Source organism: Rhodanobacter thiooxydans (assembly GCF_021545845.1).
Lineage (GTDB): Bacteria > Pseudomonadota > Gammaproteobacteria > Xanthomonadales > Rhodanobacteraceae > Rhodanobacter.
Map to the genome: position 1 here is coordinate 2616062 of NZ_CP088923.1, position 24744 is coordinate 2640805.

At 69.0% G+C, this 24744-nt stretch carries 22 protein-coding genes; 16 read left to right on the forward strand and 6 right to left on the reverse strand.

Going from position 1 to position 24744, the window contains the following annotated elements:
• Positions 1–123: 123 nt before the first annotated feature.
• Both LRK53_RS11745 and LRK53_RS11750 read right to left on the reverse strand, forming a co-directional pair.
• Positions 124–2448, reverse strand: a complete 2325-nt coding sequence (locus LRK53_RS11745) for a DNA translocase FtsK (RefSeq protein ID WP_027492724.1) — start codon at positions 2446–2448, stop codon at positions 124–126.
• Between the two features lie 29 nt (positions 2449–2477).
• Positions 2478–3542 carry an alanine dehydrogenase gene (locus tag LRK53_RS11750; RefSeq protein ID WP_235642137.1) on the reverse strand — a complete coding sequence of 355 codons (1065 nt, stop codon included), beginning with the start codon at positions 3540–3542 and terminating at the stop codon, positions 2478–2480.
• Between the two features lie 209 nt (positions 3543–3751).
• On the opposite strand from LRK53_RS11750, the gene trxB reads away from it, so the two are divergent.
• The 3 genes from trxB to aat all read left to right on the forward strand — a co-directional run bounded on the left by trxB (position 3752) and on the right by aat (position 6678).
• Positions 3752–4714, forward strand: a complete 963-nt coding sequence (gene trxB / locus LRK53_RS11755) for a thioredoxin-disulfide reductase (protein ID WP_027492723.1) — start codon at positions 3752–3754, stop codon at positions 4712–4714.
• Positions 4715–4822: 108 nt separating this feature from the next.
• Positions 4823–5953: a GNAT family N-acetyltransferase gene (locus tag LRK53_RS11760; protein WP_027492722.1), complete on the forward strand. Its 1131-nt coding sequence runs from the start codon at positions 4823–4825 to the stop codon at positions 5951–5953.
• Positions 5950–6678, forward strand: a complete 729-nt coding sequence (aat, locus tag LRK53_RS11765; RefSeq protein WP_027492721.1) for a leucyl/phenylalanyl-tRNA--protein transferase — start codon at positions 5950–5952, stop codon at positions 6676–6678. The genes LRK53_RS11760 and aat overlap by 4 nt, the downstream gene beginning before the upstream one ends.
• 22 nt (positions 6679–6700) lie before the next feature.
• On the opposite strand, the gene LRK53_RS11770 is transcribed toward aat, so the two are convergent.
• On the reverse strand, positions 6701–7501 hold the full coding sequence (locus LRK53_RS11770) for an HD-GYP domain-containing protein (RefSeq protein ID WP_027492720.1): 801 nt from the start codon (positions 7499–7501) through the stop codon (positions 6701–6703).
• Positions 7502–7608: 107 nt separating this feature from the next.
• Complete coding sequence (gene ispG, locus LRK53_RS11775) at positions 7609–8868, reverse strand: flavodoxin-dependent (E)-4-hydroxy-3-methylbut-2-enyl-diphosphate synthase (RefSeq protein WP_027492719.1); 1260 nt, start codon at positions 8866–8868, stop codon at positions 7609–7611.
• A gap of 317 nt (positions 8869–9185) precedes the next feature.
• Between ispG and ccoN the strand changes: the two genes are divergently transcribed.
• The 7 genes from ccoN to ccoS are packed head-to-tail and all read left to right on the forward strand — an operon-like array spanning position 9186 to position 15062.
• Complete coding sequence (gene ccoN / locus LRK53_RS11780) at positions 9186–10652, forward strand: cytochrome-c oxidase, cbb3-type subunit I (protein ID WP_235642146.1); 1467 nt, start codon at positions 9186–9188, stop codon at positions 10650–10652.
• A gap of 12 nt (positions 10653–10664) precedes the next feature.
• Complete coding sequence (gene ccoO, locus LRK53_RS11785; protein WP_027492718.1) at positions 10665–11315, forward strand: cytochrome-c oxidase, cbb3-type subunit II; 651 nt, start codon at positions 10665–10667, stop codon at positions 11313–11315.
• Complete coding sequence (locus tag LRK53_RS11790; RefSeq protein WP_027492717.1) at positions 11312–11494, forward strand: cbb3-type cytochrome oxidase subunit 3; 183 nt, start codon at positions 11312–11314, stop codon at positions 11492–11494. The genes ccoO and LRK53_RS11790 overlap by 4 nt, the downstream gene beginning before the upstream one ends.
• On the forward strand, positions 11491–12399 hold the full coding sequence (ccoP, locus tag LRK53_RS11795; protein WP_027492716.1) for a cytochrome-c oxidase, cbb3-type subunit III: 909 nt from the start codon (positions 11491–11493) through the stop codon (positions 12397–12399). The genes LRK53_RS11790 and ccoP overlap by 4 nt, the downstream gene beginning before the upstream one ends.
• Positions 12383–12619: a hypothetical protein gene (locus LRK53_RS11800; protein WP_027492715.1), complete on the forward strand. Its 237-nt coding sequence runs from the start codon at positions 12383–12385 to the stop codon at positions 12617–12619. Before ccoP ends, LRK53_RS11800 begins: the two co-directional genes overlap by 17 nt.
• Positions 12616–14871 carry a heavy metal translocating P-type ATPase gene (locus tag LRK53_RS11805; RefSeq protein WP_027492714.1) on the forward strand — a complete coding sequence of 752 codons (2256 nt, stop codon included), beginning with the start codon at positions 12616–12618 and terminating at the stop codon, positions 14869–14871. The genes LRK53_RS11800 and LRK53_RS11805 overlap by 4 nt, the downstream gene beginning before the upstream one ends.
• A complete protein-coding gene (ccoS, locus tag LRK53_RS11810; RefSeq protein ID WP_027492713.1) occupies positions 14868–15062 on the forward strand; it encodes a cbb3-type cytochrome oxidase assembly protein CcoS in 195 nt (64 codons plus the stop codon). The genes LRK53_RS11805 and ccoS overlap by 4 nt, the downstream gene beginning before the upstream one ends.
• A gap of 237 nt (positions 15063–15299) precedes the next feature.
• Here the strand turns inward: ccoS and LRK53_RS11815 are convergent, their stop codons facing one another.
• Entirely contained in the window at positions 15300–15491 is a 192-nt protein-coding gene (locus LRK53_RS11815; protein ID WP_235642148.1) for a hypothetical protein, read from the reverse strand.
• A gap of 66 nt (positions 15492–15557) precedes the next feature.
• Here LRK53_RS11815 and LRK53_RS11820 point away from each other — a divergent pair, with 66 nt between their 5' ends.
• From LRK53_RS11820 to LRK53_RS11835, 4 genes are all read left to right on the forward strand, one after another.
• The gene (locus LRK53_RS11820; protein ID WP_037089666.1) at positions 15558–17024 is read left to right on the forward strand and encodes a phospholipase D-like domain-containing protein; all 1467 of its coding nucleotides are present in this window, start codon (positions 15558–15560) and stop codon (positions 17022–17024) included.
• 88 nt (positions 17025–17112) lie between these two features.
• Positions 17113–18462, forward strand: a complete 1350-nt coding sequence (xseA, locus tag LRK53_RS11825; protein WP_027492711.1) for an exodeoxyribonuclease VII large subunit — start codon at positions 17113–17115, stop codon at positions 18460–18462.
• Between the two features lie 67 nt (positions 18463–18529).
• On the forward strand, positions 18530–20173 hold the full coding sequence (locus LRK53_RS11830; RefSeq protein ID WP_235642152.1) for an acetolactate synthase large subunit: 1644 nt from the start codon (positions 18530–18532) through the stop codon (positions 20171–20173).
• Between the two features lie 13 nt (positions 20174–20186).
• Positions 20187–21617 carry an aldehyde dehydrogenase family protein gene (locus tag LRK53_RS11835; protein WP_027492709.1) on the forward strand — a complete coding sequence of 477 codons (1431 nt, stop codon included), beginning with the start codon at positions 20187–20189 and terminating at the stop codon, positions 21615–21617.
• Positions 21618–21755: 138 nt separating this feature from the next.
• Here the strand turns inward: LRK53_RS11835 and LRK53_RS11840 are convergent, their stop codons facing one another.
• Positions 21756–22517, reverse strand: coding sequence for a YdcF family protein (locus tag LRK53_RS11840; RefSeq protein ID WP_027492708.1), 762 nt, complete (start codon positions 22515–22517; stop codon positions 21756–21758).
• 114 nt (positions 22518–22631) lie between these two features.
• Between LRK53_RS11840 and LRK53_RS11845 the strand changes: the two genes are divergently transcribed.
• Together LRK53_RS11845 and LRK53_RS11850 are read left to right on the forward strand one after the other, a co-directional pair.
• Positions 22632–24071, forward strand: coding sequence for a phospholipase (locus tag LRK53_RS11845; RefSeq protein ID WP_235642153.1), 1440 nt, complete (start codon positions 22632–22634; stop codon positions 24069–24071).
• Positions 24072–24183: 112 nt separating this feature from the next.
• Positions 24184–24681, forward strand: coding sequence for a hypothetical protein (locus tag LRK53_RS11850; protein WP_027492706.1), 498 nt, complete (start codon positions 24184–24186; stop codon positions 24679–24681).
• The last annotated feature ends 63 nt before the right edge of the window (positions 24682–24744 follow it).

Genomic DNA, 24744 nt, shown 5'->3' on the forward strand with positions numbered 1-24744 from the left:
GGTGATGTGTCGCAATTGTGGATAGCGCTGGCTTAACCGAACCGTAGGAGCCCGCTGGCGGGCGATGCTCTTCGGTGCATCGAAAGGCATTGCCCGCCAGCGGGCTCCTACGGGTTTTTCATTTCAATTCTTTGGTGGCGGCGGCGCCAGCACTTCGCGGTTGCCGTTGTGCTGCGGGGCGCTGACCACGCCATCCTGCTCCATCTGCTCCACCAGCCGCGCGGCGCGGTTGTAGCCGATACGCAGGTGCCGCTGCACGCCGGAAATCGAGGCGCGCCGCGTCTGCGTGACCACCGCCACGGCCTTGTCGTACAGCTGGGCGTCGGCGTCGCCGCCCTCCTCGCCGTCCTGCGGCAGCCCGGCGTCGTTGATGAACTTGCCGTCGGCGGTGGCCTGCACTTCCTCCAGCACTCCCTCGACGTAGTTCGGCGCGCCCTGCGATTTCAGCCAGCCGACCACATGGTGCACTTCATGATCGTCGACGAAGGCGCCGTGCACACGTTCCGGGGTGGCGGTGCCCGGCGGCAGGTACAGCATGTCGCCGTAGCCGAGCAGCGTCTCCGCCCCGGACTGATCAAGAATCGTGCGCGAGTCGATCTTGCTGGAAACCTGGAACGCGATACGGGTGGGGATGTTCGCCTTGATCAGGCCGGTGATCACGTCTACCGACGGGCGCTGGGTGGCCAGGATCAGGTGCACGCCGGCGGCGCGCGCCTTCTGCGCCAGGCGGGCGATCAGTTCCTCCACCTTCTTGCCGACGATCATCATCATGTCGGCGAACTCGTCGATGAAGACCACGATGTACGGCAGCGGCTCCAGCGGCTCGGCGGCGAGGTTCGGCATCTCCGGGTTCGGCCGGAACAGCGGGTCCAGCAGCGGCTGGCCGGCGTTCTCGGCGTCCTTCACCTTCTTGTTGAAGCCAGCCAGGTTGCGCACGCCCACCGCAGCCATCAGCTTGTAGCGGCGCTCCATCTCGGCCACGCACCAGCGCAACGCGTTGGCGGCTTCCTTCATGTCGGTGACCACCGGAGCCAGCAGGTGCGGGATGCCCTCGTACACCGAGAGCTCCAGCATCTTCGGGTCGATCATGATCATCCGCACGTCTTTCGGGCTGGCCTTGTACAGCAGCGAAAGCACCATGGCGTTGACCGCCACCGACTTGCCGGAACCGGTGGTGCCGGCCACCAGCAGATGCGGCATCTTGCTCAGGTCGACCACTACCGGCTTGCCGCCGATGTCCTTGCCCAGCGCCAGCGACAGCGGCGACTTGGTCTGGTCGTACTTGTCCGAGCGCAGGATTTCGGAAAGGTAGACGATCTGCTTGTTGGTATTGGGAATCTCCAGGCCGATCACGCTCTTGCCGGGGATCACGTCGACCACGCGCACGCTGACCACCGACAGGCCGCGCGCGATGTCCTTGTCCAGGCTGGACACCTGCGAGCCGCGGATGCCCGGCGCCGGCTCCATCTCGAAGCGGGTGATCACCGGGCCCGGATAGGCGCCGACCACCTTCACGTCGATCTTGAAGTCCTTCAGCTTGAATTCGACCTGGCGCGAGAGCACCTCCAGGGTTTCCTCCGAGTAACCCGGCCCCTGCGGCGGCGCCTCGTCCAGCAGCGACAGCGGCGGCAGCTCGCCCGGCGCAGCGGCGCCGGTGAACAGCGGGATCTGGGTTTCCAGCCGGGCCCGCTCGCTCCTGGTCACCGGCGCCGGCGGCGCCTCGATGCGCACCGGCTCGCGCTTGGCCTGGCGCACCGCGTCGGCCTTCTTGACCACCTCGCGCTCGGTGCGCGCCTGCCGCGCGGCCAGCGCCTGCGGCGCCTCGTGCAGCTTGCCCTTGAGCCAGTCGAACAGCTTCAGCACGCCGTGCCCGATCCAGTCCATCACCTTGAACCAGGACAGCCCGGTAGCCAGGGTCACCGCGATCAGGAACAGCGCCAGCAACAGCAGCGGCGCGCCCTTGTCGCCGAACGCGCTGAGCAGGGCACTGCCCACCCACACGCCGATGATCCCACCCACGCCCTGCGGCAGTACCGGCGTGTCGTGGAAATTGAGGTACAGCAGCGCCGGCCCGGTGATGAAGAAGAACACGAAGCCGATCAGGCGCAGCGCCGGCTCCCACGGGTGCACCGCCTGCTCGCCGCGCTGGCGCAGCACCTGCACGCCCAGCAACAGCAGCAGCAGCGGGAAGCAATAGGCCACCAGGCCGAAGATCCAGCGCAGCAGGTCGGCGATGTACGCCCCCACCGTGCCGCCGAAATTGCGCGCGTGCTCCAGCTGACCGGCGTTGGTCCAGCTGGGGTCGTGCGGGTTGTAGCTGAACAGGCACACCAGCAGGTACAGCGCCAGCGGCAGCAGCAGCAGGGCCCCGGCTTCACGCAGCCGGCGCTTCAGTTCCTCGCTGAGGCCTTGCCTGGGTTGTTGCTTGATGTTCGTGCTGCGCGCCACTCCGGGTGCCCCTCTCTTGCTTGCCAAGGTCAGAGCATACCTTGCAGCGCGGGATGCACCAGCTTGCCGCCGTCGACATTGATGCCACTGCTCAGCGGGGCGAACTGGCGCCACCCGCTGCCCGCGGCCAGCCGCTGCACGTACGGCAGGATCGCGGCGGAGATCGCCAGCGAGGAAGTCTGCGGCACCGCCCCCGGCATGTTGGTCACGCCGAAGTGGGTGACGCCGTGCACGTCGTAGGTGGGGTTCTCCCAAGTGGTCGGCTTCGAGGTCTCGAAGCAGCCGCCCTGGTCGATGGCGATGTCCACCAGCACGCTACCCGGCTCCATCGTCCTCACCATCGCCTCGGTGACCACGTGCGGCGCCCGTGCGCTGGGGATCAGCACCGCGCCGACCACCACGTCGGCATCGCGTACCTCCTCGGCCACCGACGACTCGTAGGCATACAGCGCGGTGACGTTCGACCCCAGTGCCATCATCCCGGCCAGGCGGTCGTGGCGCTTGTCGAACACCACCACGTTGGCGCCGGCGGCGGCCGCCAGCGCCGCGGCATTGCCGCCGGCGGCGCCGGCACCGAGCACCACCACCTTGCCGCGCGGGGTGGAGGCCATGCCGCCGAGCAGCTTGCCCTTGCCGCCCTGCGGGCGATGCAGCAGCGTGGTGCCGAGCTGGATGGCGATGCGGCCGGCGATCACCGACATCGGCAACAGCAGCGGCAACATGCCGTTCTCGGTCACCGACTCGAACGCCACCGCGGTGAGGCCGATGTCGAGCAGGCGCCGGGTCAGCGCGGGCTCGGCGGCCAGGTGCAGGTAGCAGAACAGCAGGTGGCGCTGCTGCAGCAGGGCCAGGTCGCCGGCGATCGGCTCCTTCACCTTGACGATCAGCTCGCCGGCCTCGTACAGCGCGGCGGCGTCCGCCACCACCGTGATGCCTTCGCGGGCATACGCCTCATCGACAAAGCCGCTGTTCAGGCCGGCACCGGACTGGATGAACACCTCGTGGCCGCGGTGCACCAGGTCGGCGGCGGCGGCCGGAATGAGCGCGACGCGCCCTTCCATCGTCTTGGTTTCGCAGGGAATGCCGATGCGCATGGAGAAGGAATCCGGTGGAAGGTTGAACCCATCGCGCCATCGTCGCGGCCACGCCGCCGATTTGCCGATGCCTTGAATCGCTGCCGCGTATTCCCCATTCTTGCCGGGTCATGCGCTCTGTCGTCTTCGCCGCTGCAGCCCGGGATGAAACGGTTGCAGGGGTCAGAACGAAGAACCACCCGAGTCCCAGAAAACCCAAGGATATAACCATGAGCCCCCCCAAACACAGCCATCTGCTGATCCTCGGCTCCGGCCCCGCCGGCTACACCGCAGCGGTGTACGCGGCGCGCGGCAACCTCAAGCCGACCATGATCACCGGCCTGCAGCAGGGCGGCCAGCTGATGACCACCACCGACGTGGACAACTGGCCCGGCGACGTCGAGGGCCTGCAGGGCCCGGCGCTGATGCAGCGCATGGCCGAGCACGCCGAGCGCTTCCACACCGAGATGATCTTCGACCACATCCACACGGTGGACCTGAAGCAGCGCCCGTTCCGGCTCAAGGGCGACTCCGGCGAATACACCGCCGACGCGCTGATCATCGCCACCGGCGCCACCGCCAAGTACCTCGGCATTGCCAGCGAGGAGAAGTTCAAGGGCAAGGGCGTCTCCGCCTGCGCCACCTGCGACGGCTTCTTCTTCCGCGACCAGGACGTGGTGGTGATCGGCGGCGGCAACACCGCGGTCGAGGAAGCGCTGTACCTGGCCAACATCGCTCGCAAGGTCTACCTGGTGCACCGCCGCGACAAGCTGCGCGCGGAGAAGATCATGCAGGACAAACTGTTCGAGAAGGCCGCCGCCGGCAAGATCGAGCTGGTCTGGAACCACACCATCGACGAGGTGCTCGGCGACGACACCGGCGTCACCGGCGTACGCGTGAAAGACGTCAACTCCGGCGCCACCCGCGACATCGCCGCCACCGGCTTCTTCGTGGCGATCGGCCATACGCCCAACACCGGCATTTTCGAAGGCCAGCTCGACATGCACGACGGCTACATCAAGATCCACAGTGGCCAGCACGGCATGGCCACCATGACTTCCGTACCCGGCGTGTTCGCCGCTGGCGACGTGGCCGACCACATCTACCGCCAGGCGGTCACCTCGGCCGGCTTCGGCTGCATGGCCGCGCTGGACGCCGAACGCTGGCTGGACCAGCAGACCCCGGCGGGCTGATCTATCTGTAGGAGCCCGCTCGCGGGCGATGCTCTTGGCCCTTGTGATCCCGAGCCTCGAATCCCGACCAGAAGCATCGCCCGCGAGCGGGCTCCTACAAGCCATGCCATGCACATCCGCTTCCACGCTGCGATCGCCGAATTGCCTGCCGCGGAATGGGATGCCTTGCGTGGCGACGCGAATCCGTTTGTGTCGCATGCGTTTCTCGCGGCGCTGGAAGACACCGGCTGCATCCGCCCCGATTGGGGCTGGCAGGCGCACCATCTGGGCCTGTACGACAACGGTCGGCTGGTCGCCGCCGCGCCGCTGTACCTGAAGGGCAACTCGCACGGCGAGTTCGTGTTCGACTGGAGCTGGGCGCGCGCCTGGGAACACGCCGGTGGCGCGTACTACCCGAAACTGCTTTGCGGCGTGCCCTACTCGCCGGTGCCCGGCCCGCGTCTGCTGGCCGGCACGCCCGCGCTGCAACGCGCGCTGGTCGAGGCGATGCGTGGCGAGGCCGGGCGGCTGGGGCTGTCGTCGGTACACGCGAATTTCCTGCCGAACGCCGAACTCTCCGCCTTCGGCCACGACTGGCTGGCCCGCTCCGACGTGCAGTTCCACTGGCACAACCGCGGTTACCGCCACTTCCCCGACTTCCTCGCCGCGCTCAGCCACAAGAAGCGCAAGAACATCCTGCGCGAACGCCGCCAGGTGGCGGCGAGCGGGCTGGCCATCGAGTGGCGCGGCGGCGACACGCTGGACGACGACGAGTGGCGGCAGGTGCACGCGCTGTACGAAGCCACTTTTGACGCCAAGGGCAACCATGCGGCACTGACCGTGGCGTTCTTCCGGCGGCTCGGCGAACTGGGCGCGACTGCGCAGGTCGCGCTGGCGCGCCATGGCGACGCCAGCGTGGCGATGGCGTTGTTCGTGCAGGGCGACAACGTGTTGTACGGCCGCTATTGGGGGACGTCGGTGGACGTGCCTGGCCTGCATTTCGAGCTGTGCTACTACCGCGGCATCGAGTACGCGATCGCGCACCGGCTCGATCGCTTCGAACCGGGTGCGCAGGGCGAGCACAAGCTGGCACGCGGCTTCCTGCCGGCGCGCACGCACTCGCGCCACTACCTGGCGAACCCGGATTTCCGCACCGCGGTGGCGGCCGCGCTTGCCAGCGAGGCCGAAGCGGTCGACGCTTATGCTGCCGAGCTGTGGGATCACAGCCCCTATGCCGATCACGGCCAGGTCGAACGATGAACCGGCTGCCGCTGCTGGATCCCGAAGCCTGGGACCGCTTTCCCGACCCGCGCCAGGCACTGGCCGAGCCGAACGGCCTGCTCGCGTTCGGCGGCGACCTGGCGCCGCGGCGGCTGCTGGCAGCGTACAGCCTCGGCATCTTCCCGTGGTTCAGCGCGCACGAGCCGATCCTGTGGTGGTCGCCTGACCCGCGCTGTGTGTTCCATACGGAAACCCTGCGGATCAACCGCAGCCTGCGCCGCCAGCTCAGGGGCAAGCCATGGCGGCTCAGCGTGGACCACGCGTTCGAGCAGGTCCTCCGCGCCTGCGCCGCGCCACGCACCAGCGACTCCGGCACCTGGCTGGTGCCGGCGATGATCGACGCCTACCTGCAGTTGCACCGGCTCGGCCATGCGCACAGCGTCGAGGTGTGGGACGGCGAGCGGCTGGTCGGCGGCATCTACGGCGTGGCCATCGGCCGGCTGTTCTGCGGCGAGTCGATGTTCAGCGCCGAGAGCGGCGGCTCCAAGCTCGCCCTGGTCGCCTTGGCGCGGCTGCTGCACGAGATGGATTTCCCGCTGCTCGACGCCCAGGTCGCCAACCCCCACACGCTGGGTCTGGGCGCCGTCGAGATGCCGCGTGCGGAGTTCCTGCGCCGGGTTGCGCAGCTCGGCCGGAAGCCCGGTCTGGTCGGCAGCTGGGCCGCCTTCTCGCCGCGGCTGATCCAGCCCGGCGCTGGCGACTGACTCCAGGGCCGTTCAGCGGCTCTCAGGCGGCGAGCGCCTTGAGGTCGTCGTAGTTTTCCAGGAACAGCTCCACCAAGTCCGGATCGAGCTGGCTGCCGGCGGTGGTGCGCAGGTACTCCAGCACGTCCGCTTCCAGCCACGACTGCTTGTACACGCGCTCGGTGATCAGCGCATCCCACACGTCGACCACGCTGACGATGCGCGCCGCCAGCGGGATGTCCTCACCGGCGAGGCCCTGCGGATAACCACCGCCGTCCCAGCGCTCGTGGTGGCTGTAGGGGATCTCACTGGCGCCGCGCAGGAAATCCACCCGCTGCAGCAGTTCGTGGCCGAGCCGCGGGTGCTGGCGTATCACCGCCAGCTCCTCGTCGTCGAGCTTGCCCGGCTTGATCAGCACCGCATCCGGCAGGGCCAGCTTGCCGATGTCGTGCAGCAACGCACCGAAACTCAGGTTGCGCAGCGCCTCGCCATACACGCCGGCCAGCCTGGCCAGGCCGGTGGCCATGCGCATCACCCGGTCGGAATGGTCGCCGGTCTCGCGGTGGCGGATGGCTATCGCCGACACCAGCACGCGCAGTGCCTGGGTATGCCCGTCCAGCAGATTGCGGTTGGCGGTCTGCAGGCAGCGCAGATCGCAGCTGATCATCCAGTACAGCAGCGCGCCGGTGCACGTCACGAGCACCCAGCCCTTGATGCTCTGCAGCGAGGTCAGTTCGACCGGATCGTGCACCAGGGCAGCCAACGCATGATCGGACAGCCAGATCCACAGCGCGGACAGCAGCACGTAGAGCAGAGCCGTACGAGACTGCGGGCTGGTTCTCATGAAGGCTCCCCGGCGTGATCACCCTGCCCGCGACTTGCGCGCCACACCTCTTGCGGGCAGGCGGAAGTATAAATCAGCGCCTAGTGCGAGACGATATGGCCCAGGCCTCAGCCAGCCCGCACGGCATACTTGCGGGCCACGTAGTCATCCAGGATGCCGACGAACTCGTTGGCGATGTTGTCGCCGCGCAGCGTCATCGCCTTCTCGCCGTCGATGAACACCGGCGCCGCCGGCGCCTCGCCGTTGCCCGGCAGCGAGATGCCGATGTTGGCGTGCTTGGATTCGCCCGGACCGTTGACGATGCAGCCCATCACCGCCAGGGTGAGGTTCTCCACGCCGTCGTACTTGACGCGCCACACCGGCATCTGCTCGCGCACGTGTTCCTGCACGGTCTTGGCCAGTTCCTGGAAGAACTCGCTGGTGGTGCGGCCGCAGCCCGGGCAGGCGGTGACCAGCGGGGTGAACGAGCGCAGGCCCATGGTCTGCAGCAGCTCCTGCGCCACGATCACCTCGCCGGTGCGCGAAGCGCCTGGCTCCGGTGTCAGCGAGATGCGGATGGTGTCGCCGATGCCTTCCTGCAGCAGCACCGCCAGCGCGGCGCTGGACGCGGTGATGCCCTTGGAACCCATGCCCGCCTCGGTCAGGCCCAGGTGCAGCGCGTAGTCGCAGCGCGCGGCCAGGTCGCGGTACACCGCGATCAGCTCCTGCACGCCGGAGACCTTGCACGAGAGGATGATGCGCTCGCGCGGCAGGCCGATCTTCTCGGCCAGCACCGCCGAATCCAGCGCCGAGCGGATCAGCGCCTCGCGCGCCACGTGGCTGGCGTCCCACGGCTCGGCGCGGCGGGCGTTCTCGTCCATCAGCGCGGTGAGCATGCCCTGATCCAGCGAGCCCCAGTTCGCGCCGATGCGTACCGGCTTGCCGTAGCGCAGCGCCTTGTCGATGATCGCGCCGAACTGGCTTTCATGCTTCTTGCCGAAGCCGACGTTGCCAGGGTTGATGCGGTACTTCGCCAGCACTTCGGCGCAGGCCGGCTCGCGTTCCAGCAGCTGGTGGCCGTTGTAGTGGAAGTCGCCCACGATCGGCACCTCCACCCCCATCATCGCCAGCCGTTCGGCGATCCGCGGCACGGCGGCGGCGGCGGTCGGCGTGTTCACCGTGATGCGCACCAGCTCGGAACCGGCGCGGGCCAGCTCGGCAATCTGTTTCGCAGTGCTGGCCGGGTCCTCGGTGTCGGTGTTGGTCATCGACTGCACCACCACCGGCGCGCCACCGCCCACCGTCACCTTGCCGATCTGCACGGCCACGCTGGGCCGGCGCTGTGCCGGAGCGGCTGGGCGCGGTTGTTGCGAAACAAGCTCACTCATGGAATCAACCGGATGACAAGCCGCGATCGCGCGCGACGACACTGCCAAGAATACCCGATCGGCGGTGTTCCCTTGCAGCAAACCCGCGCCACGCCGGCAGCAACCTGCGCTGGCGCTTGCCGGCCGCCGCACTGCGCACCGTGCACGGTTCCTCGACGAATCCAATGCCACATTTTTGTGCGCGGAACACGCCGGCCGGATGGACGCGGCGCATACTGCCCGTCGTGGTGGACGGATTGCCGCAGCCGCTTGATCAAAGTCATGATGGCGCTGCATGCTTCGCGCCAGAATGCGCCGCTATTTTTCCGGGGAAGCCCATGCCGAACACCGAGTACTACAATGACAAGGTCGTGCGCCAGTTCCTGCTGGCTGCGGCCGTGTGGGGCATCATCGGCATGTCGGTCGGCGTGTATGCCGCCGCCGAGCTGATGTGGCCCGCACTGAATTTCGAGATCCCCTGGCTGACCTTCAGCCGGCTCCGCCCCGACCATACCTTCGGCGTGATCTTCGCCTTCGGCGGCTCGGCGCTGATGGGTACCTGCTACTATGTGGTGCAGCGCACCGGCCACGCGCGGCTGGCACTGGGCAAGCTGGCCGGCTTCACCTTCTGGGGTTGGCAACTGGTCTGCGTGCTGGCGATGACCACGATGCCGCTGGGGCTGACCCAGAGCAAGGAATACGCCGAGCCGGAATGGTTCGTCGACATCCTGATCGCGGTGGTGTGGGTGAGCTTCGGCGTGGTGTTCTTCGGCTCGCTGGCGCGCCGGCGCATCAAGCACATCTACGTGGCGAACTGGTACTACGGCGCGTTCATCATCGCGGTGGGCCTGCTGCACATCGTCAACAATCTGGCGATCCCGGTGTCCTGGACCAAGTCCTACCCGATCTACTCGGGCGTGGTCGACGCGATGGTGCAGTGGTGGTACGGCCACAACGCGGTGGCATTCTTCCTCACCGCCGGCTTCCTCGGCATGATGTACTACTTCGTGCCGCGGCAGGCGCAGCAGCCGCTGTGGAGCTACCGCTTCTCGATCGTCAATTTCTGGGCGCTGATCTCGGTCTACATGTGGGCCGGCGCGCACCACCTGATGTACACGGCGCTGCCGGACTGGGTGCAATCAGTCGGCATGGCGTTCTCGCTGGTGCTGCTGATGCCGAGCTGGGGCTCGGCCGCCAACGGTCTGCTCACCTTCAACGGCTCCTGGTACAAGCTCAAAACCGATCCCGCCGCGAAATTCATGGTGATGTCGCTGGTGTTCTACGCCGCCTCGACCTTCGAAGGCTCGATGATGGCGATCAAGACAGTGAACCAGTTCACCCACTACACCGACTGGACCATCGCCCACGTGCACTCCGGCTCGCTGGGCTGGGTGGCGATGATCACCATCGGCTCGCTGTACGCGATGGCGCCGCGCGCGCTGGGCCGCCCGGAGATGTACTCGCACAAGGGCATGGAAGTGCATTTCTGGCTGCACATGCTGGGCACCCTGTTCTATGTGGGCGCAATGTGGACCGCCGGCGGCGTAGAAGGCCACATGTGGCGCGCCACCCAGCCCGACGGGGCGCTCACCTACGGCTTCCTCGACAGCCTGATCGCGATCAAGCCGATGTACGTGATCCGCTGGCTGGGCGGCGTGCTGATCCTGTCCGGCATGTGGGTGATGGCGTGGAACCTGTGGCACACCGCAGCGGATGCGCGCGCGCGGCTGATCAAGCCGATTCCGGTGCCGGTGCCCGAACCCGTGCCGCACCAGGTGCCGGCACCGCTGCCTGCAGCCGGTTGAGGGGATTGAACAATGGCTTACAAGCATTTCGAAGCAATCGAGAAACACGCCGGCCTGCTCGGCATCGGCATCGCGATCATGGTGTCGCTGGGCGGGCTGGCCGAGATCACCCCGCTGTTCGTCGAGGCGCATTCGCTGAAGGCGCCGCCGAACGTGCATCCCTACGACCCGCTGCGGCTGGCCGGCAAGGACGTCTACGTGCGCGAGGGCTGCTACCTGTGCCACTCGCAGATGATCCGCGCGCTGCGCTTCGAGACCGAGCGCTACGGCCACTTCTCGACCGCCGCCGAATCGGTCTACGACCGCCCGTTCCAGTGGGGCTCCAAGCGCACCGGCCCGGATCTCGCCCGCGTCGGCGGCAAGTACTCCGACGACTGGCAGCGCAAGCATCTGCTGGACCCGCGCCAGGTGGTGCCGCAGTCGAACATGCCGGCCTACCCTTGGCTGGTCGGCAAGAAGCTCGACGCCGCCGACATCCAGGCGCGCATGCGCGTCCTGCGCAAGCTGGGCGACCCGTACAGCGACGCCGACATTGCCGGCGCGCCCGCCGCGGTGGAAGGCAAGACCGAAATGGACGCGCTGATCGCGTACCTGCAGGGCCTGGGCATCAGGAACGAGCCTGACGCCGCCACCGCCTCGACCGGTACCGGGGGCACGCCATGACTCCGATGAGCCCGGTCTGGGGCCACGTCGCCGGCGTGTTCATCCTGCTGATGATGTTCAGCTTCATCGGTATCTGGGTCTGGGCCTGGCGCAAGTACCACAAGCCCACCTTCAACCGCCTGGCGCGTCTGCCGATGGAAGACGAGCCCGCGTCCGACAACAGCGAGGATCGCCCATGAGTACGGGATGGTCGTTTTGGGTGATGTTCCTGGTGGTGCTCAACATGGGCATCACGTTCTTCCTGTACCTGTGGGGACCGCGCGCGAAGATCCCCACCCTGCCCGACGGCACCAGCGGCCACGTGTGGGCCCACGGCGTGCTGCGCGAGGGCGTGCGCCCGCTGCCGCTGTGGTGGGTGCTGCTTTCCGGCGCGATGTTCGTGGCCGGCTTCGTCTACCTGGCGCTGTTCCCCGGCTTCGGCAACTTCAAGGGCGTGCTGGGCTGGACCTCGCACGGCGAACTGGCCAACGCGGTAGCCGCCAACGACGCGAAGCGCGCACCGCTGGTCGAGCGCTTCAAGCTGTATCCGGTGGAACAACTGGCGAGCGACCCCGCAGCGCTGCAGATGGGCAAGGTGCTGTTCGAGGACAACTGCGCGGCCTGCCACCAGCGCAGCGCGAAAGGCAACGTGGCGCTCGGCGCGCCCGACCTCAGCGACAACGACTGGCTCTACGGCGGCAGCGGCAGCGACATCACCACCTCGATCCACGACGGCCGCAGCGGCGTGATGCCGCCGTGGGCCAGCCTGGGCGCTGACAACGTGAAGAACCTGGCGCAGTACGTGCTGAGCCTGTCCGGTTCGCCGCACGACGCCGCCAAGGCCGCCGCCGGCCAGCCGCTGTTCGCCACCTGTGCGGCCTGCCATGGTGCCGACGGCAAGGGCAACCAGGCGCTGGGCGCGCCGAATCTCACCGACCACATATGGCTGCACGGCGGCAGCGTGGCCGACATCGAGAAGACCATCGGCGAGGGTCGCCAGGGCCACATGCCAGCGTGGAGCCCGCGTCTGTCCGACGACCAGATCCGCGTGCTCGCCGCCTACGTCTACCATCAGTCGCACCAGGGCGATGCCGGCAAGCCATGACATCGTCGCCGGCACGGCATCGGCCTGGTATCGCCAGCCGGTGCTGTGGCTGGGCGTGTTCGTTTTCGTGGCCTCGCTGGCCGGCTGCGTGTGGATCATCATGCTTGGCGCGAGCCATGCCGATACGCCGCTGAAGACGGCGCACACCGTGTTCGGCGTGCCGGTCAGCGCGCACACCAGCGCCAGCCCCCCGCGCCCGCCGACCGACCCACCGCGATGAACGCCTACGCGGCCTGGGCCCATCCGCAACTCGCCGCGCAGGTCCTGCGCCCGCGCCGCGACGGCTGCAGCGAAATCGCCCTGCGCGTCGAAGCTCTGAACGATGCGCGCCAGGTGCTCTGGCTGGAGCAGCGCATCAGCGCCCTGCCCGGCGTGCAGCGCGTGGCGATCGACCGGCCGGCACAACGCGTGCGGGTGGTATGGGACGCACGGCGCATGTCGCTGCCGACCCTGCTCGACAACTTCGCCGCCGCGAACTGCCCGGCGCAGCCGCTGCAGCACGGCAGCATCGACGACGCCCGCGCGCACGAGCAGCACGACGCACTGAAGCGCCTGCTGGTCGCCGGCATGTGCTCGATGCAGGTGATGACCTATGCATTCGTGATCTACATCGGCGTAGTCGATTTCGTCGACTTCAGCACGCGCAGCCTGTTCCGCTGGCTGGGCCTGCTGACCACCCTGCCGGTAGTGTTCTACTCGGCGCTGCCGTTCTTCCGCGGCGCCATACGCGAACTGGGCGAGCGGCGGCTCGGCATCAACCTGCCGGTGGCGCTGGCGGTGCTGCTGGTGTTCCTGGCCAGCGCTTTCCATACGTTGCGCGGCAGCGGCGAGATCTACTTCGACTCGGTGACCATGTTCGTGTTCCTGCTGCTCGCCGGGCGCTACGTGGAACTGCGCTCGCGCCACCGCAGCGGTGCGCTTGGCGATGCCGCCATCGACGCCACGCCGTTGCTGGCGCAACGCCGCCGCGCCGATGGCGAGCTGGAAACCGTGGCCGCGATCGCCCTGCTGCCGGGCGACCGCGTGCACGTCGCCGAGGGCGAGGCGGTGCCGGCGGACGGCGTGCTCGAGAGTGCCGGCGCGCGGGTGGACGAAGCCCTGCTGTCGGGCGAGTCGCGCCCGGTACGCCGGCAGCGCGGCGAGCGCCTGGTGGCTGGCAGCGTGCTGCTGTCCGGGCCGGTCGAGTTGCGTGTGGAGCACGGCGGCAGCGCCTCCACCGCGGCGCGGCTGGGCGCACTGGCCGACCGCGCCCGCCAGGCCCGCGCGCGGGTGGCGCCGAGCGACCGCGTAATCGGCCGCTTCGTGGCCCGCGTGCTGGTGCTGACCGCGCTGACCGCGCTGGGCTGGCTGCTGGTCGACCCGTCGCGCGCCTTCGAGGCGGCAGTGGCGGTGCTGGTGGTGGCGTGCCCTTGCTCGTTCGCGCTGGCTCGCCCGGCCGCGCTGACCCGCGCGCTGGGCGTGCTGGCCGCACGCGGCGTGCTGGTCACCGACGGCAAGGCGCTGGAAGCACTGGCCCGGGTCGACTACGCGCTGTTCGACAAGACCGGCACCCTCGGCGTGCCAAAGCTTGACCGCCGCGGCATCGAGCCGCTGCGAGGAGACACGCCCGAGCGGGTGCTGCAGCTGGCCGCTGCGCTGGCCCATGAAAGTTCGCACCCGCTGGCCCGCGCGCTGGCCGACGCTGCACGCCAGCAGGCGCTGGCGCTGCAGGCGCAGTCGGTGCGGGTCCACGCCGGTGCCGGCATCAGCGGCGAGGCCGACGGCCGCACGTTGCGCCTGGGCCGTGCCGACTTCGCGCTGGCGCCCAGTGGCGGCCAGTTGCCGGCCGACGCCGACGCGCTGGTGCTGGCCGATGCCGACGGCGCAATTGCCGCCTTCCACCTCGTCGAGCAGCCGCGCGCCGGGGCGCGCCGCCTGCTCGACGCGCTGCGTGCCGACGGCATCGCCGTCGCCATCGCCAGCGGCGACCACGCCGCCCGCGTGGCCGCGCTGGCCGACCGTCTCGACGTCGCCGATCGCCACGCGCGCCAGTCGCCCGAAGACAAGCTGGCCCGGCTGCAGGCCGCGCACGCCGAAGGCCGCATCACCCTCGCCGTGGGCGACGGCAGCAACGACGCTCCGCTGCTGGCCGGGGCCGACGTCTCCGCCGCGCTGGCCTCGGGCACCGAGCTGGCGCAAAGCCACGCCGACCTGCTGCTGCTCGACGGCCACCTCGGCAGCCTCGCCGATGCCCGCGCGATCGCACGCCAGCTGCAGCGGGTGATCCGGCAAGGTCGGCACTGGTCGCTGTGGTACAACCTGGCCGCGGTGCCGTTCGCCGCCTTCGGCCTGGTGACGCCATGGCTGGCCGCGATCGGCATGTCACTGAGCTCGCTGCTGGTGGTGCTGTACGCGCTGCGCGTGGGCTGCGGCGCCCCCGGCCCGGTCGATGCTCCGCACCCGCCACTGCACCCGCGCGAGTTGCACGCATGAACATCCTGCTGGTGCTGATCCCGGTCACCCTGCTGATCGTGGGGGTCGGGGTGTGGCTGTTCTTCTGGGCCGTCAATCACCAACAGTTCGACGACCTGGACAGTCCGGCGGCACTGCCGCTGCTGGACGAACCGCCCGAGCCGGCGCCGCCCGCGGAACCCCCAAAGCACGATCCCACCGAACCGCCGTAGGAGCCCGCTGGCGGGCGATGCTCCTGCTTTTGCGAATCCCGAATCCCGAATCCCCGCCCCAAAGGCATCGCCCGCCAGCGGGCTCCTACGGTTTGCGGCGAAGTGCGGCTTGCAGCAGACGCCGCTGCGGCGAGCACGGACAAGTCCGTCGGCGGGTCGAGCGCATCGACGCCGAAGTGGCGATCGAGAAACGGTCCGAGGAAGCGCCGCTCCAGCCCGGCGCCGATTGCGGCCGGGTCAGCGATAGCGCGCGGTATACAGGCGCATCGAACGCCCGCTATCGGCGGCGAGCAGTCGATACAGCGCATTGAGCAAGCCGTGCGGCTTGCCCAGGCCCAGCGGCGCGGCGATGCGCAGGTGCGGGCCGAGTTCGTCCGCGAGGTAGCGCGCGCAGGCATCGGTGTCGGCGCAGCGGTGCTCGATCGGCATGCGCCCGATCATGCCAGAAGCCCCGCGACGTCGGCGCGCCGACAGGCCATCGCCTACACTCGCGCCATGCCCACGCCACTGACCCCTGCCACCCCGAGCCGCCTGCTGGCCGAACAGGCATTGAGCCGCGCCGCCGGCGCGCCGCTGCTCAGCGGCAACGCGGTGGACCTGCTGATCGATGCCACCGCCCATTACGAGGCCTGGCTGGCGGCAATCTGCGGTGCGCGCCAGCGCGTGCTGCTGGAAAACTACATCATCCGCGACGATGAAGTCGGGCGCGCCTTCCGCGATGCACTGGTCGAACGCGCCCGGGCGGGCGTGTTCGTCGCGGTGGTGGTCGACTGGCTGGGTTGCCTCGGACAATCGGGTCGTGCGTTCTGGGCACCGCTGCGCGCGGCCGGCGGCGAGGTGCGCGTGTTCAACCCGCTGCAGCTGGGCGAACCGCTGGGCTGGGTCAGCCGCGACCACCGCAAGCTGCTGGTGGTCGACGGTGAGCTCGGCTTCCTGTCCGGCGTATGCATCAGCGCGAAGTGGCTGGGCGACCCGGCGCGCGGCGTGCCGCCGTGGCGCGACACCGGCGTGGCGCTGCGCGGCCCGGCGGTGGCCGAACTGGAAGCGGCGTTCGCGCAGAGCTGGGGCGAAACCGGCGCGGCGCTGCGGCCGTTCGCGGAGGCCCCGGAGCCGGCCATGCCGGCCGCCCACGTGTCGCTGCGGCTGATCGCCACCCAGCCCTCCACCGCCGCGACGTACCGGCTCGATCAACTGATCGCCGCGATGGCGCGCAAGACGCTGTGGCTCACCGACGCCTACTTCGTGGGCCTCGCGCCGTACGTGCAGGCACTGGTCGCCGCCGCGCGCGACGGCGTGGACGTGCGCCTGCTGGTGCCCGGCAGCAGCGACATCCCGATCGTGGCCGGCATGTCGCGCTCGGGCTATCGGCCGCTGCTGAAGGCCGGCATCCGCGTGTTCGAATGGAACGGCTCGATGCTGCACGCCAAGACCGCGGTCGCCGACGGGCAATGGGCACGGGTCGGCTCATCCAACCTCAACATCGCCAGCTGGCTCGGCAACCGCGAACTCGATGTGGCGGTCGAGGACGCCGGCTTCGCCGGCCAGCTCGCCGCGCAATACGAACAGGATCTGGGCAACGCCACCGAAATCGTGCTGGCCTCGCGCCGCCGCCGGCACGGCAGCGGCAGCCGTGAACGGGTGTGCCGCAGCAAGGCGCGGGTGCCGCACGTGCGCCATGCCGGCGGCAGCTCCGGCCGTGCCGCCGCCGGCGCGCTGCGCATCGCCAACAGCGTCGGTGCCGCGCTGGCCAACCGGCGCGTGCTCGACGACACCGGCAGCGGCTCGCTGGTGATCGGTACCCTCGTGCTCGGCGCGCTGGCGGTGGTCGGGTTCGCCTGGCCGGCCGGGATCGGCTGGCCGCTCGGCGCCCTCGCCGCCTGGTTCGCGCTGAACCTCGGCATCCGCAGCTGGCGCGTGCGCAAGCGTCGCTGGCGTGAACTGCGCAACGCCGACGACGACTGAGGCTTCCTGATGCGCTGCATGCGCTTCATGCGTCAAGCGGATGTTTTCTCACAACTTGATACGCACCGCATGCTAGGCTCGCGGCCCTATGTCCGTGCCTTTCGACGACGCCGCGCCACGCCACGTGCTCACCCCCAGCTCGCTCAACCGGCTGGTGCGCGACCTGCTGGGCGACGCGCTGCCGCAGGTGTGGATCGAGGGCGAGCTGTCGAACGTGGCCAGGCCGGCGTCGGGCCACCTGTACTTCACGCTGAAAGACAGCGGCGCCCAGGTGCGCTGCGCCATGTTCAAGATGAAGGCGGCCACACTGCGCTTCCGCCCGGTCGACGGCATGCAGGTGCTGCTGCGCGCCAGGGTTGGCCTGTACGAACCACGCGGCGAGTTCCAGCTGGTCGCCGAATACATGGAACCGGCCGGCGAAGGCGCGCTGCAACGCGAATTCGAGCAACTCAAGGCCCGGCTCGACGCCGAAGGCCTGTTCGACGCCGCGCGCAAGCGCGCCCTGCCCACCTACGCACGGCGCATCGGTGTGATCACCTCGGCCACCGGTGCGGCGGTGCGCGATGTGCTGAGTGTGCTGGCGCGCCGCTGGCCGCTGGCCGACGCGGAAGTGCTGCCGGTGCCGGTACAGGGCCGCGAGGCGCCGCCGGCGATCGTGGCGATGCTGCGCAAGGCCTCGGCCAGCGGCCGTTACGACGTGCTGCTGCTGACCCGCGGCGGCGGCTCGCTGGAAGACCTGTGGGCGTTCAACGACGAAGCCGTGGCGCGCGCGATCCACGCCAGTGCGGTGCCGGTGGTCTCCGCAGTCGGCCACGAGATCGACTTCAGCATCGCCGATTTCGTCGCCGACCTGCGCGCCCCCACGCCCTCGGCAGCCGCCGAACTGCTGGTGCCCGACGCGGTGGCGGTCGGCCACCACCTGCGGCAGCTGCGCCAGCGCCTGGCCACCCTGCAGCAACGCCGCCTGCAGGCGCTGGCGCAACGCGTCGACCATCTGTTCGCGCGGCTGCAGGCACAGCGCCCGCAGGCGCGCCTGACGCGCGACCGCGAACGCCTGCAGCACCTGCGCCTGCGTCTGGCCGTGGTGGCGCGCGAACGGCAACAGCAGCGCCGCATGCGCCTCGACCGCCTGCACGCGCGCCTGCTGGCGCAACATCCCCGCCTGCGCCTGCCGCTGCTCAGCCGCCGGCTGGATGAGCAGCAATTGCGCCTGCGTCGCGCCATCGCGCAGATCCTCGAACGCCGGCAGACAACGCTGCACCACACCGGCCATGCGCTGCACGCAATCAGCCCGCTGGCCACGCTCGATCGCGGCTACGCCATCCTGTTCGACACGAACGGCCAGGTGCTGCGCTCGGCCCACGGTGTCGCCGTGGATACGCGGTTGCGCGCACGCCTCGCCGACGGTGAGCTGCCGCTGCGGGTCAGCGACGACTGATCATTCCGCTCACGCAAACTGAACGCCGCAGCCCGCATCCTTCACGCTTCTCCCACGGAGGCGATGCATGAAGGCAGCGGCGTTGTTCGTGAAGGCCCTCGAGGCCGAGGGCGTGCATTGCATCTTCGGCGTGCCCGGCGAGGAAAACCTCGACCTGGTGGAAGCGCTGCGCGAGTCCTCGATCCGTTTGATCGTGACCCGCCACGAGCAGGCTGCCGGCTTCATGGCCGCGACCTGGGGCCGCCTGACCGGCGAGGCCGGCGTGGCGCTGGCCACGCTCGGACCCGGCGCCACCAACCTGGTCACCGCGGCGGCCTATGCCCAGCTCGGCGCGATGCCGATGCTGATGATCACCGGCCAGAAACCGATCCGCACGCACAAGCAGGGCCTGTTCCAGCTGGTCGACGTGGTCGACATGATGCAGCCGCTGACCAAGTACACGCGCCAGCTGGTGTCCGCGCCGACGATCCCCGCGCGGGTACGCGAGGCGTTCCGCCGCGCCGAGGAAGAGCGTCCCGGCGCGGTGCACCTGGAGCTGCCGGAGGACATCGCCCGCGACGACGTCGACGACGCGATCCTGCTGCCCACTGAATACGCCCGCCGTCCCTCGCCCGACGAGGCGGCGCTGGTGCAGGCGGCCGAGGCGATCGGCAGCGCAAGGAAGCCGATCCTGATGATCGGCGCCGCCGCCAACCGGCAGCGCACCGCGGTGGCGTTGCGCGCGTTCATCGACAAGCTCGGCGTGCCGTTCTTCACCACCCAGATGGGCAAGGGCGTGGTCGACGAGGACCATCCGCTGTGGCTGGGCAACGCCGCGCTGTCGGACGGCGACTTCGTGCATCGCGCGATCGATGCCGCCGACGTGATCATCAACGTCGGCCACGACGTGGTGGAGAAACCACCGTTCTTCATGCAGAAAGGCCGGCGCACGGTGATCCACATCAACTTCGCCTCGGCCGAGGTGGACACCGTGTACTTCCCGCAGATCGAGGTGGTGGGCGACATCGCGCATACGGTCGAACGCCTCGCCGATGCGCTGGAGCCGCAACCGCACTGGGACTTTGCCGGCTTCGACAAGGTGCGCCAGGCCTTCCACGCGCAGCTGAAGGACCACGCGGACGACGCACGCTTCCCGATGCATCCGGTGCGCATCGTCGCCGACACCCGCCGCTTCATGCCGGACGACGGCGTGCTGTGCCTGGACAACGGCATGTACAAGCTGTGGTACGCCCGCTACTACCGTGCGCGCCAGCCGAACACCGTGCTGCTGGACAACGCGCTGGCGACGATGGGCGCCGGCCTGCCCTCGGCGATGGCGGCGAAGATGGTGCACCCGCAGCGCAAGGTGCTGGCGATCTGCGGCGATGGCGGCTTCATGATGAATGCGCAGGAACTGGAAACTGCGGTGCGGCTGAAGCTCGACCTGGTGATCCTGCTGCTGCGCGACGATGCCTACGGCATGATCCGCTGGAAACAGGCCGAGATGGGCTACGCTGACTACGGCATGCAGTTCGGCAACCCGGATTTCGTGCTGTTCGCCGAAGCACATGGCGCGCACGGCCACCGCCCGGCCAGCGCCGACGAGTTCCTGCCGACCTTGCAGCGCGCCTATGCGCAAGGCGGCGTGCACCTGATCGACCTTGCCATCGACTACAGCGACAACCACCGCATCCTCGACGAGGACATCCGTCGACTGAGCGCGGCCGTCTGACCCGGAGATTCCCATGCTGGACAAGACCTATCCCTACTACCTCGCCAACCAGCCGCAGACGTCGAAGGACATGCTCGACGTGCGCGACAAGTACAGCGGCAAGCTCGCCACACGAGTGGCGGTGCCGGACGCGAAGACCACCGAGAAGGCCATCGCCGCCGCGGTGAAGGCCTCGAAGCCGATGCGCGAGTTCAAGCCGTGGGCGCGGCAGGCGGTGCTGCAGCATTGTGCAGCGCGTTTCGTCGAGCGCCGCGACGAGCTGGCCGAGGCGCTGTGCATCGAGGCGGGCAAGCCGATCAAGGACGCCGCCGGCGAGGTGACCCGGCTGATCGAGACGTTCCGCATCGCCGCCGAGGAGACGGTGCGCATCAACGGCGAGACACTCAACCTGGAACTGGCTGCGCGGCTGGACGGCTACCACGGCTACACCAAACGCGTGCCGCTGGGGCCGGTGTCCTTCATCACGCCGTTCAACTTTCCGCTGAACCTGGTGGCGCACAAGGTGGCGCCGGCGATCGCCGCCGGCTGTCCGTTCGTGCTGAAGCCGTCGGAGAAGACCCCGATCGGCGCGCTGATCATCGGCGAGGTGCTGGCCGAGACGGACCTGCCGAAGGGCGCGTTCTCGATCCTGCCGCTGGATGGTGCGCATGCGGCGCCGCTGGTGGAGGACGCGCGCTTCAAGCTGCTCTCGTTCACCGGCGGCCAGGTCGGCTGGCAGCTGAAGGCGCGCGCCGGACACAAGAAGGTGACGCTGGAACTGGGCGGCAACGCCGCGTGCATCGTCGACGCCGACCAGGGCCAGAAGCTGGACAAGGTGGTCGCGCGGTTGATCTTCGGCGCGTTCTACCAGTCCGGCCAGAGCTGCATCGGCGTGCAGCGCATCTACGCGCACGCCGACGTCTACGACGCGCTGAAGCGCAAGCTGGTCGCCGCCACGAAGAAGCTCAAGGCCGGCGATCCGAAAGACAAGAACGTATTCCTCGGCCCGATGATCGACGAGGCCGCCGCCGAGCGCCTGCACGGCTGGATCCTCGAGGCGAAGAAGGCCGGCGGGAAAATCCTCTGCGGCGGCAGGCGCCACGGCAACATGCTCGACGCCACCCTGATGGAGAACGTGCCCGCCGACGCCAAGGCGAATCGCATGGAGGCGTTCGGTCCGTTCGCCCTGCTCGCTCCGTTCAACAAGTTCGACGACGCCATCGCGATGGTCAACGACTCCGACTACGGCCTGCAGGCCGGCATCTTCACCGACAGCCTCGACCATGCCATGCGCGCGTGGAACGAGCTGGAACAAGGCGGCGTGATCGTCAACGACATCCCCAGCTTCCGCGTGGACAACATGCCCTATGGCGGCGTGAAGCTGTCTGGCCTGGGCCGCGAGGGCGTGCGCTACGCGATCGAGGACATGAGCGAGATCCGCCTGATGGTGATGCGCGAGTCGTGATGCCTGCATCGCCACGTTCCTGTAGCAGCGCACCCCCGGATCGAGTCCGGGGCAGGCTCTGTGCGCGATGCTCTCCGCCACGTCGCCAAAAGCATTCGCGCACGACCGAAAGAAGTCCCCTGCGCACAGGGTGCGCTCCTACAACGCACCGGGCTGCGTCGCCCGCACGTTCCAGCCCATCGCGTTGTACACGTGATAGCGCACGATGCCGCTGTACTCGTGCAGGGCCACGTCGGCCATGGCAAAGTTGTACGACAGCGGCAGCCAGGACAGCACGCCGTCGACATGGTCGGCCGGCACCGGTATCGCATGGATGCCGAAGTGCGCGAAGTACAGCGTGCTGCGGCGCAGGTGGTAGGCCGACGACACCAGCAGCACGCGGTCGGCGCCATACGCCTTCAGCAGCGGGCTGCTGAACTGCGCGTTCTGCCAGGTATTCATGCTGCGCGAATCCAGCAACAGGTCGGCGGCATCCACGCCGAGCCGTTGCAGGTCGTCGGCGTAAACCGCCGCTTCCGGTCGGCCCAGCCCGAGCGCATCGCCGCCGCTCACCTCGACCTTGCATTCGCGCCCGGCCCGCCGGCATGCGCGGTACAGCTCCGCCGCCTTGCCGATGCGGCCATAGGCGAACAGGCTCGCCTCGACCTCGCCGCTACCTGCCGCGCGTACCGTACCGGCGCCCAGCAGCACGATCGCATTGCGCTGGCCCCAGTCGATCGGCACCGCTGCCGCAGGGCCGGACTGCAGCTGCGCCAGCAGCCAGATCGGCAGCGGCCCGCAGCCGACAGCCAGCAGCAGGGTCAGCGCCGACGCCAGCAGCGCCCAGCTGCAGCGGCGCCATCCCAGCAGCGCCAGCACGCCGGCAAGCACGAGCAGGATCAGCAGCACGGTCACGGTCACAGGCGGGGCCGGTGGAGATGGCGGGGCATGGGTGCCATTATGCCGATGTGCCGCGCGGACCGGAGCCGCTCCGCGCGCCCTCGTCGGAACGGACCACTGCACGGGAGCTGAGCCATGACCACCCTCGTCTTCGTCCACGGCTGGAGCGTCACCAACACCTCGACCTATGGTCAGCTGCCACAGCAGTTGCAGCAACAGGCAGCTACCGCTGGCCTCACGCTGACCCTGGCCGACCTCTGGCTGTCCGAATACGTGAGCTTCGACGACGCGGTGACCATGCCCGACCTGGTGCGCGCGTTCGACCATGCCTTGCGCGACCTGCATCTGCTGGACGCCAGCTTCGCCTGCATCACCCATTCCACCGGCGGCCCGGTGGTGCGCGAGTGGCTGCGCGCGCAGCGCGACAAGCCGGCCACGTACAGCACGATCAAGCTCAGCCACCTGGTCATGCTGGCACCGGCGAACTTCGGCTCGGCGCTGGCGCAACTGGGCAAGGGCCTGCTCGGCCGGCTCAAGGCCTGGTTCGGCGGCGTAGAGCCGGGCCAGCGCATCCTCGACTGGCTGGAGCTGGGCAGCACCGAATCGCTGTCGCTCAACCTCGACTACATCCACAGCGACGACCCGGTGAAGCGCGGGCAGTTCCTGTTCGTGCTCACCGGCGACCGTCCGGACCGCCAGTTGTACGACCACCTCAACAGCTACACCGGCGAGGACGGCTCCGACGGCGTGGTGCGCATCGCCGCGGCCAACCTCAACGCCCATCATGCTGTGCTGTCGCCCCAGGCCAACGGCGCCGGCGGCATCGACACGCTGGCGCTCACCCTCAGCCGCGGACCGCGCTGCGCGTTCAAGCTGATCGCCGGCGCGGCGCACTCCGGCGACGAGTACGGCATCATGGCCAGTGCCGCGCCGGCTACCGTGCAGGCGATCCTGCGCTGCCTCGGGGTGCGCAGCGCGGACGACTACGAAGGCCTGTGCGACGCCTTCGAGCGCGAGAACGCCGCGCGCGATGCCGACAAGGTGGAGCTGGAGCCGGCCGGGCCGTTCGCCCCGCGCGTGCACATCCACGACCCGCGCAGCCTGCTGATCCTGCGGCTCGCCGACGAGGCCGGCGAACCGCTGGTGGGCGCCGGCTTCCTGTTCACCGCCGGCGTGCAGGCCAGCCCCGATCTGCTGCCGGCCGGCTTTCTGCTCGACCGCCAGGCCAATTCAAGGCAGCGCACCACCATCTCGCTGTTCCTCGACCACAGCCTGCTCGCCGGCGACGACCGGGTGGCCGACCCTCACAACAGCCGCAAGACGCTGCGCCCCGCCGTGGACAGCCACCGGCCCTACGGTGCCAGCGTGCAGCCGGTCGACCTCGGCGGGCTGGTCCATCATGCGCTGGCGCGCAGCGCCGCCGGCGACGACCTGTTCGCCATACTCGGCCCGCACCAGAGCACCGTGCTCGACGTGGTGCTGCCGCGCAAGATCCACGAAGGCGTGTTCCGGCTGACGCAGACACTGACGCCGCAGGACTTCAGCCGGCCGGTGGCCGGGCCAGTGATCGGCTGACCACGGCGCCGCGCTGGCACCCGCCTTCCGCATGAAGTTACGATAGCGACCACGGCGCGCCACACTGCTGCCGGCACGAATGGAATCCGATATTCACTCCAGGGAGAAGGACATGAAGAAAGTGATCCTGCTGATCGTCTTGATCGCCGCAGCCGTGTGGTATTTCGACATCAGTCGCCGGATGACCGAAGCGGCGGTCCGCGACAGCTACCAGACCCAGGTCGAGGCACTGCAGCGGTTCGACGCCAAGCCGCTGTGCGATTCGCTGGACACAGGCTACTCGGAGAGCGTGGCGATGCGCGGCGCCAGCGCACCGGCAAAGATGCACGACAAGGCCACGGCCTGCGCCGAGCTGACCCGCACCCTGCGCCGGTTCAAGACGCTCAGCGAACGCACGGCCGGCATCATCGAACCGGATTACGACTATGAGATCCGGTCCATCACGCTGTCGCCGGACCGCAAGCAGGCGACGGTCGAAGTCTCCAGCACCATGCGCATCGGCGACATGACGCTGGCGCGCTCGCATTCGGTCGAACACCTAATCCGCCGGCTTGGCCGCATCCGCAACACCGGCGGCGAATCCACCGTGTGGACCTACCAGGGCGAGTAGACCACCCGGGGCATCCGTCCCTGCGGGCGGCCAACGCCAGCTGACCGGGAACACCGGCACGCT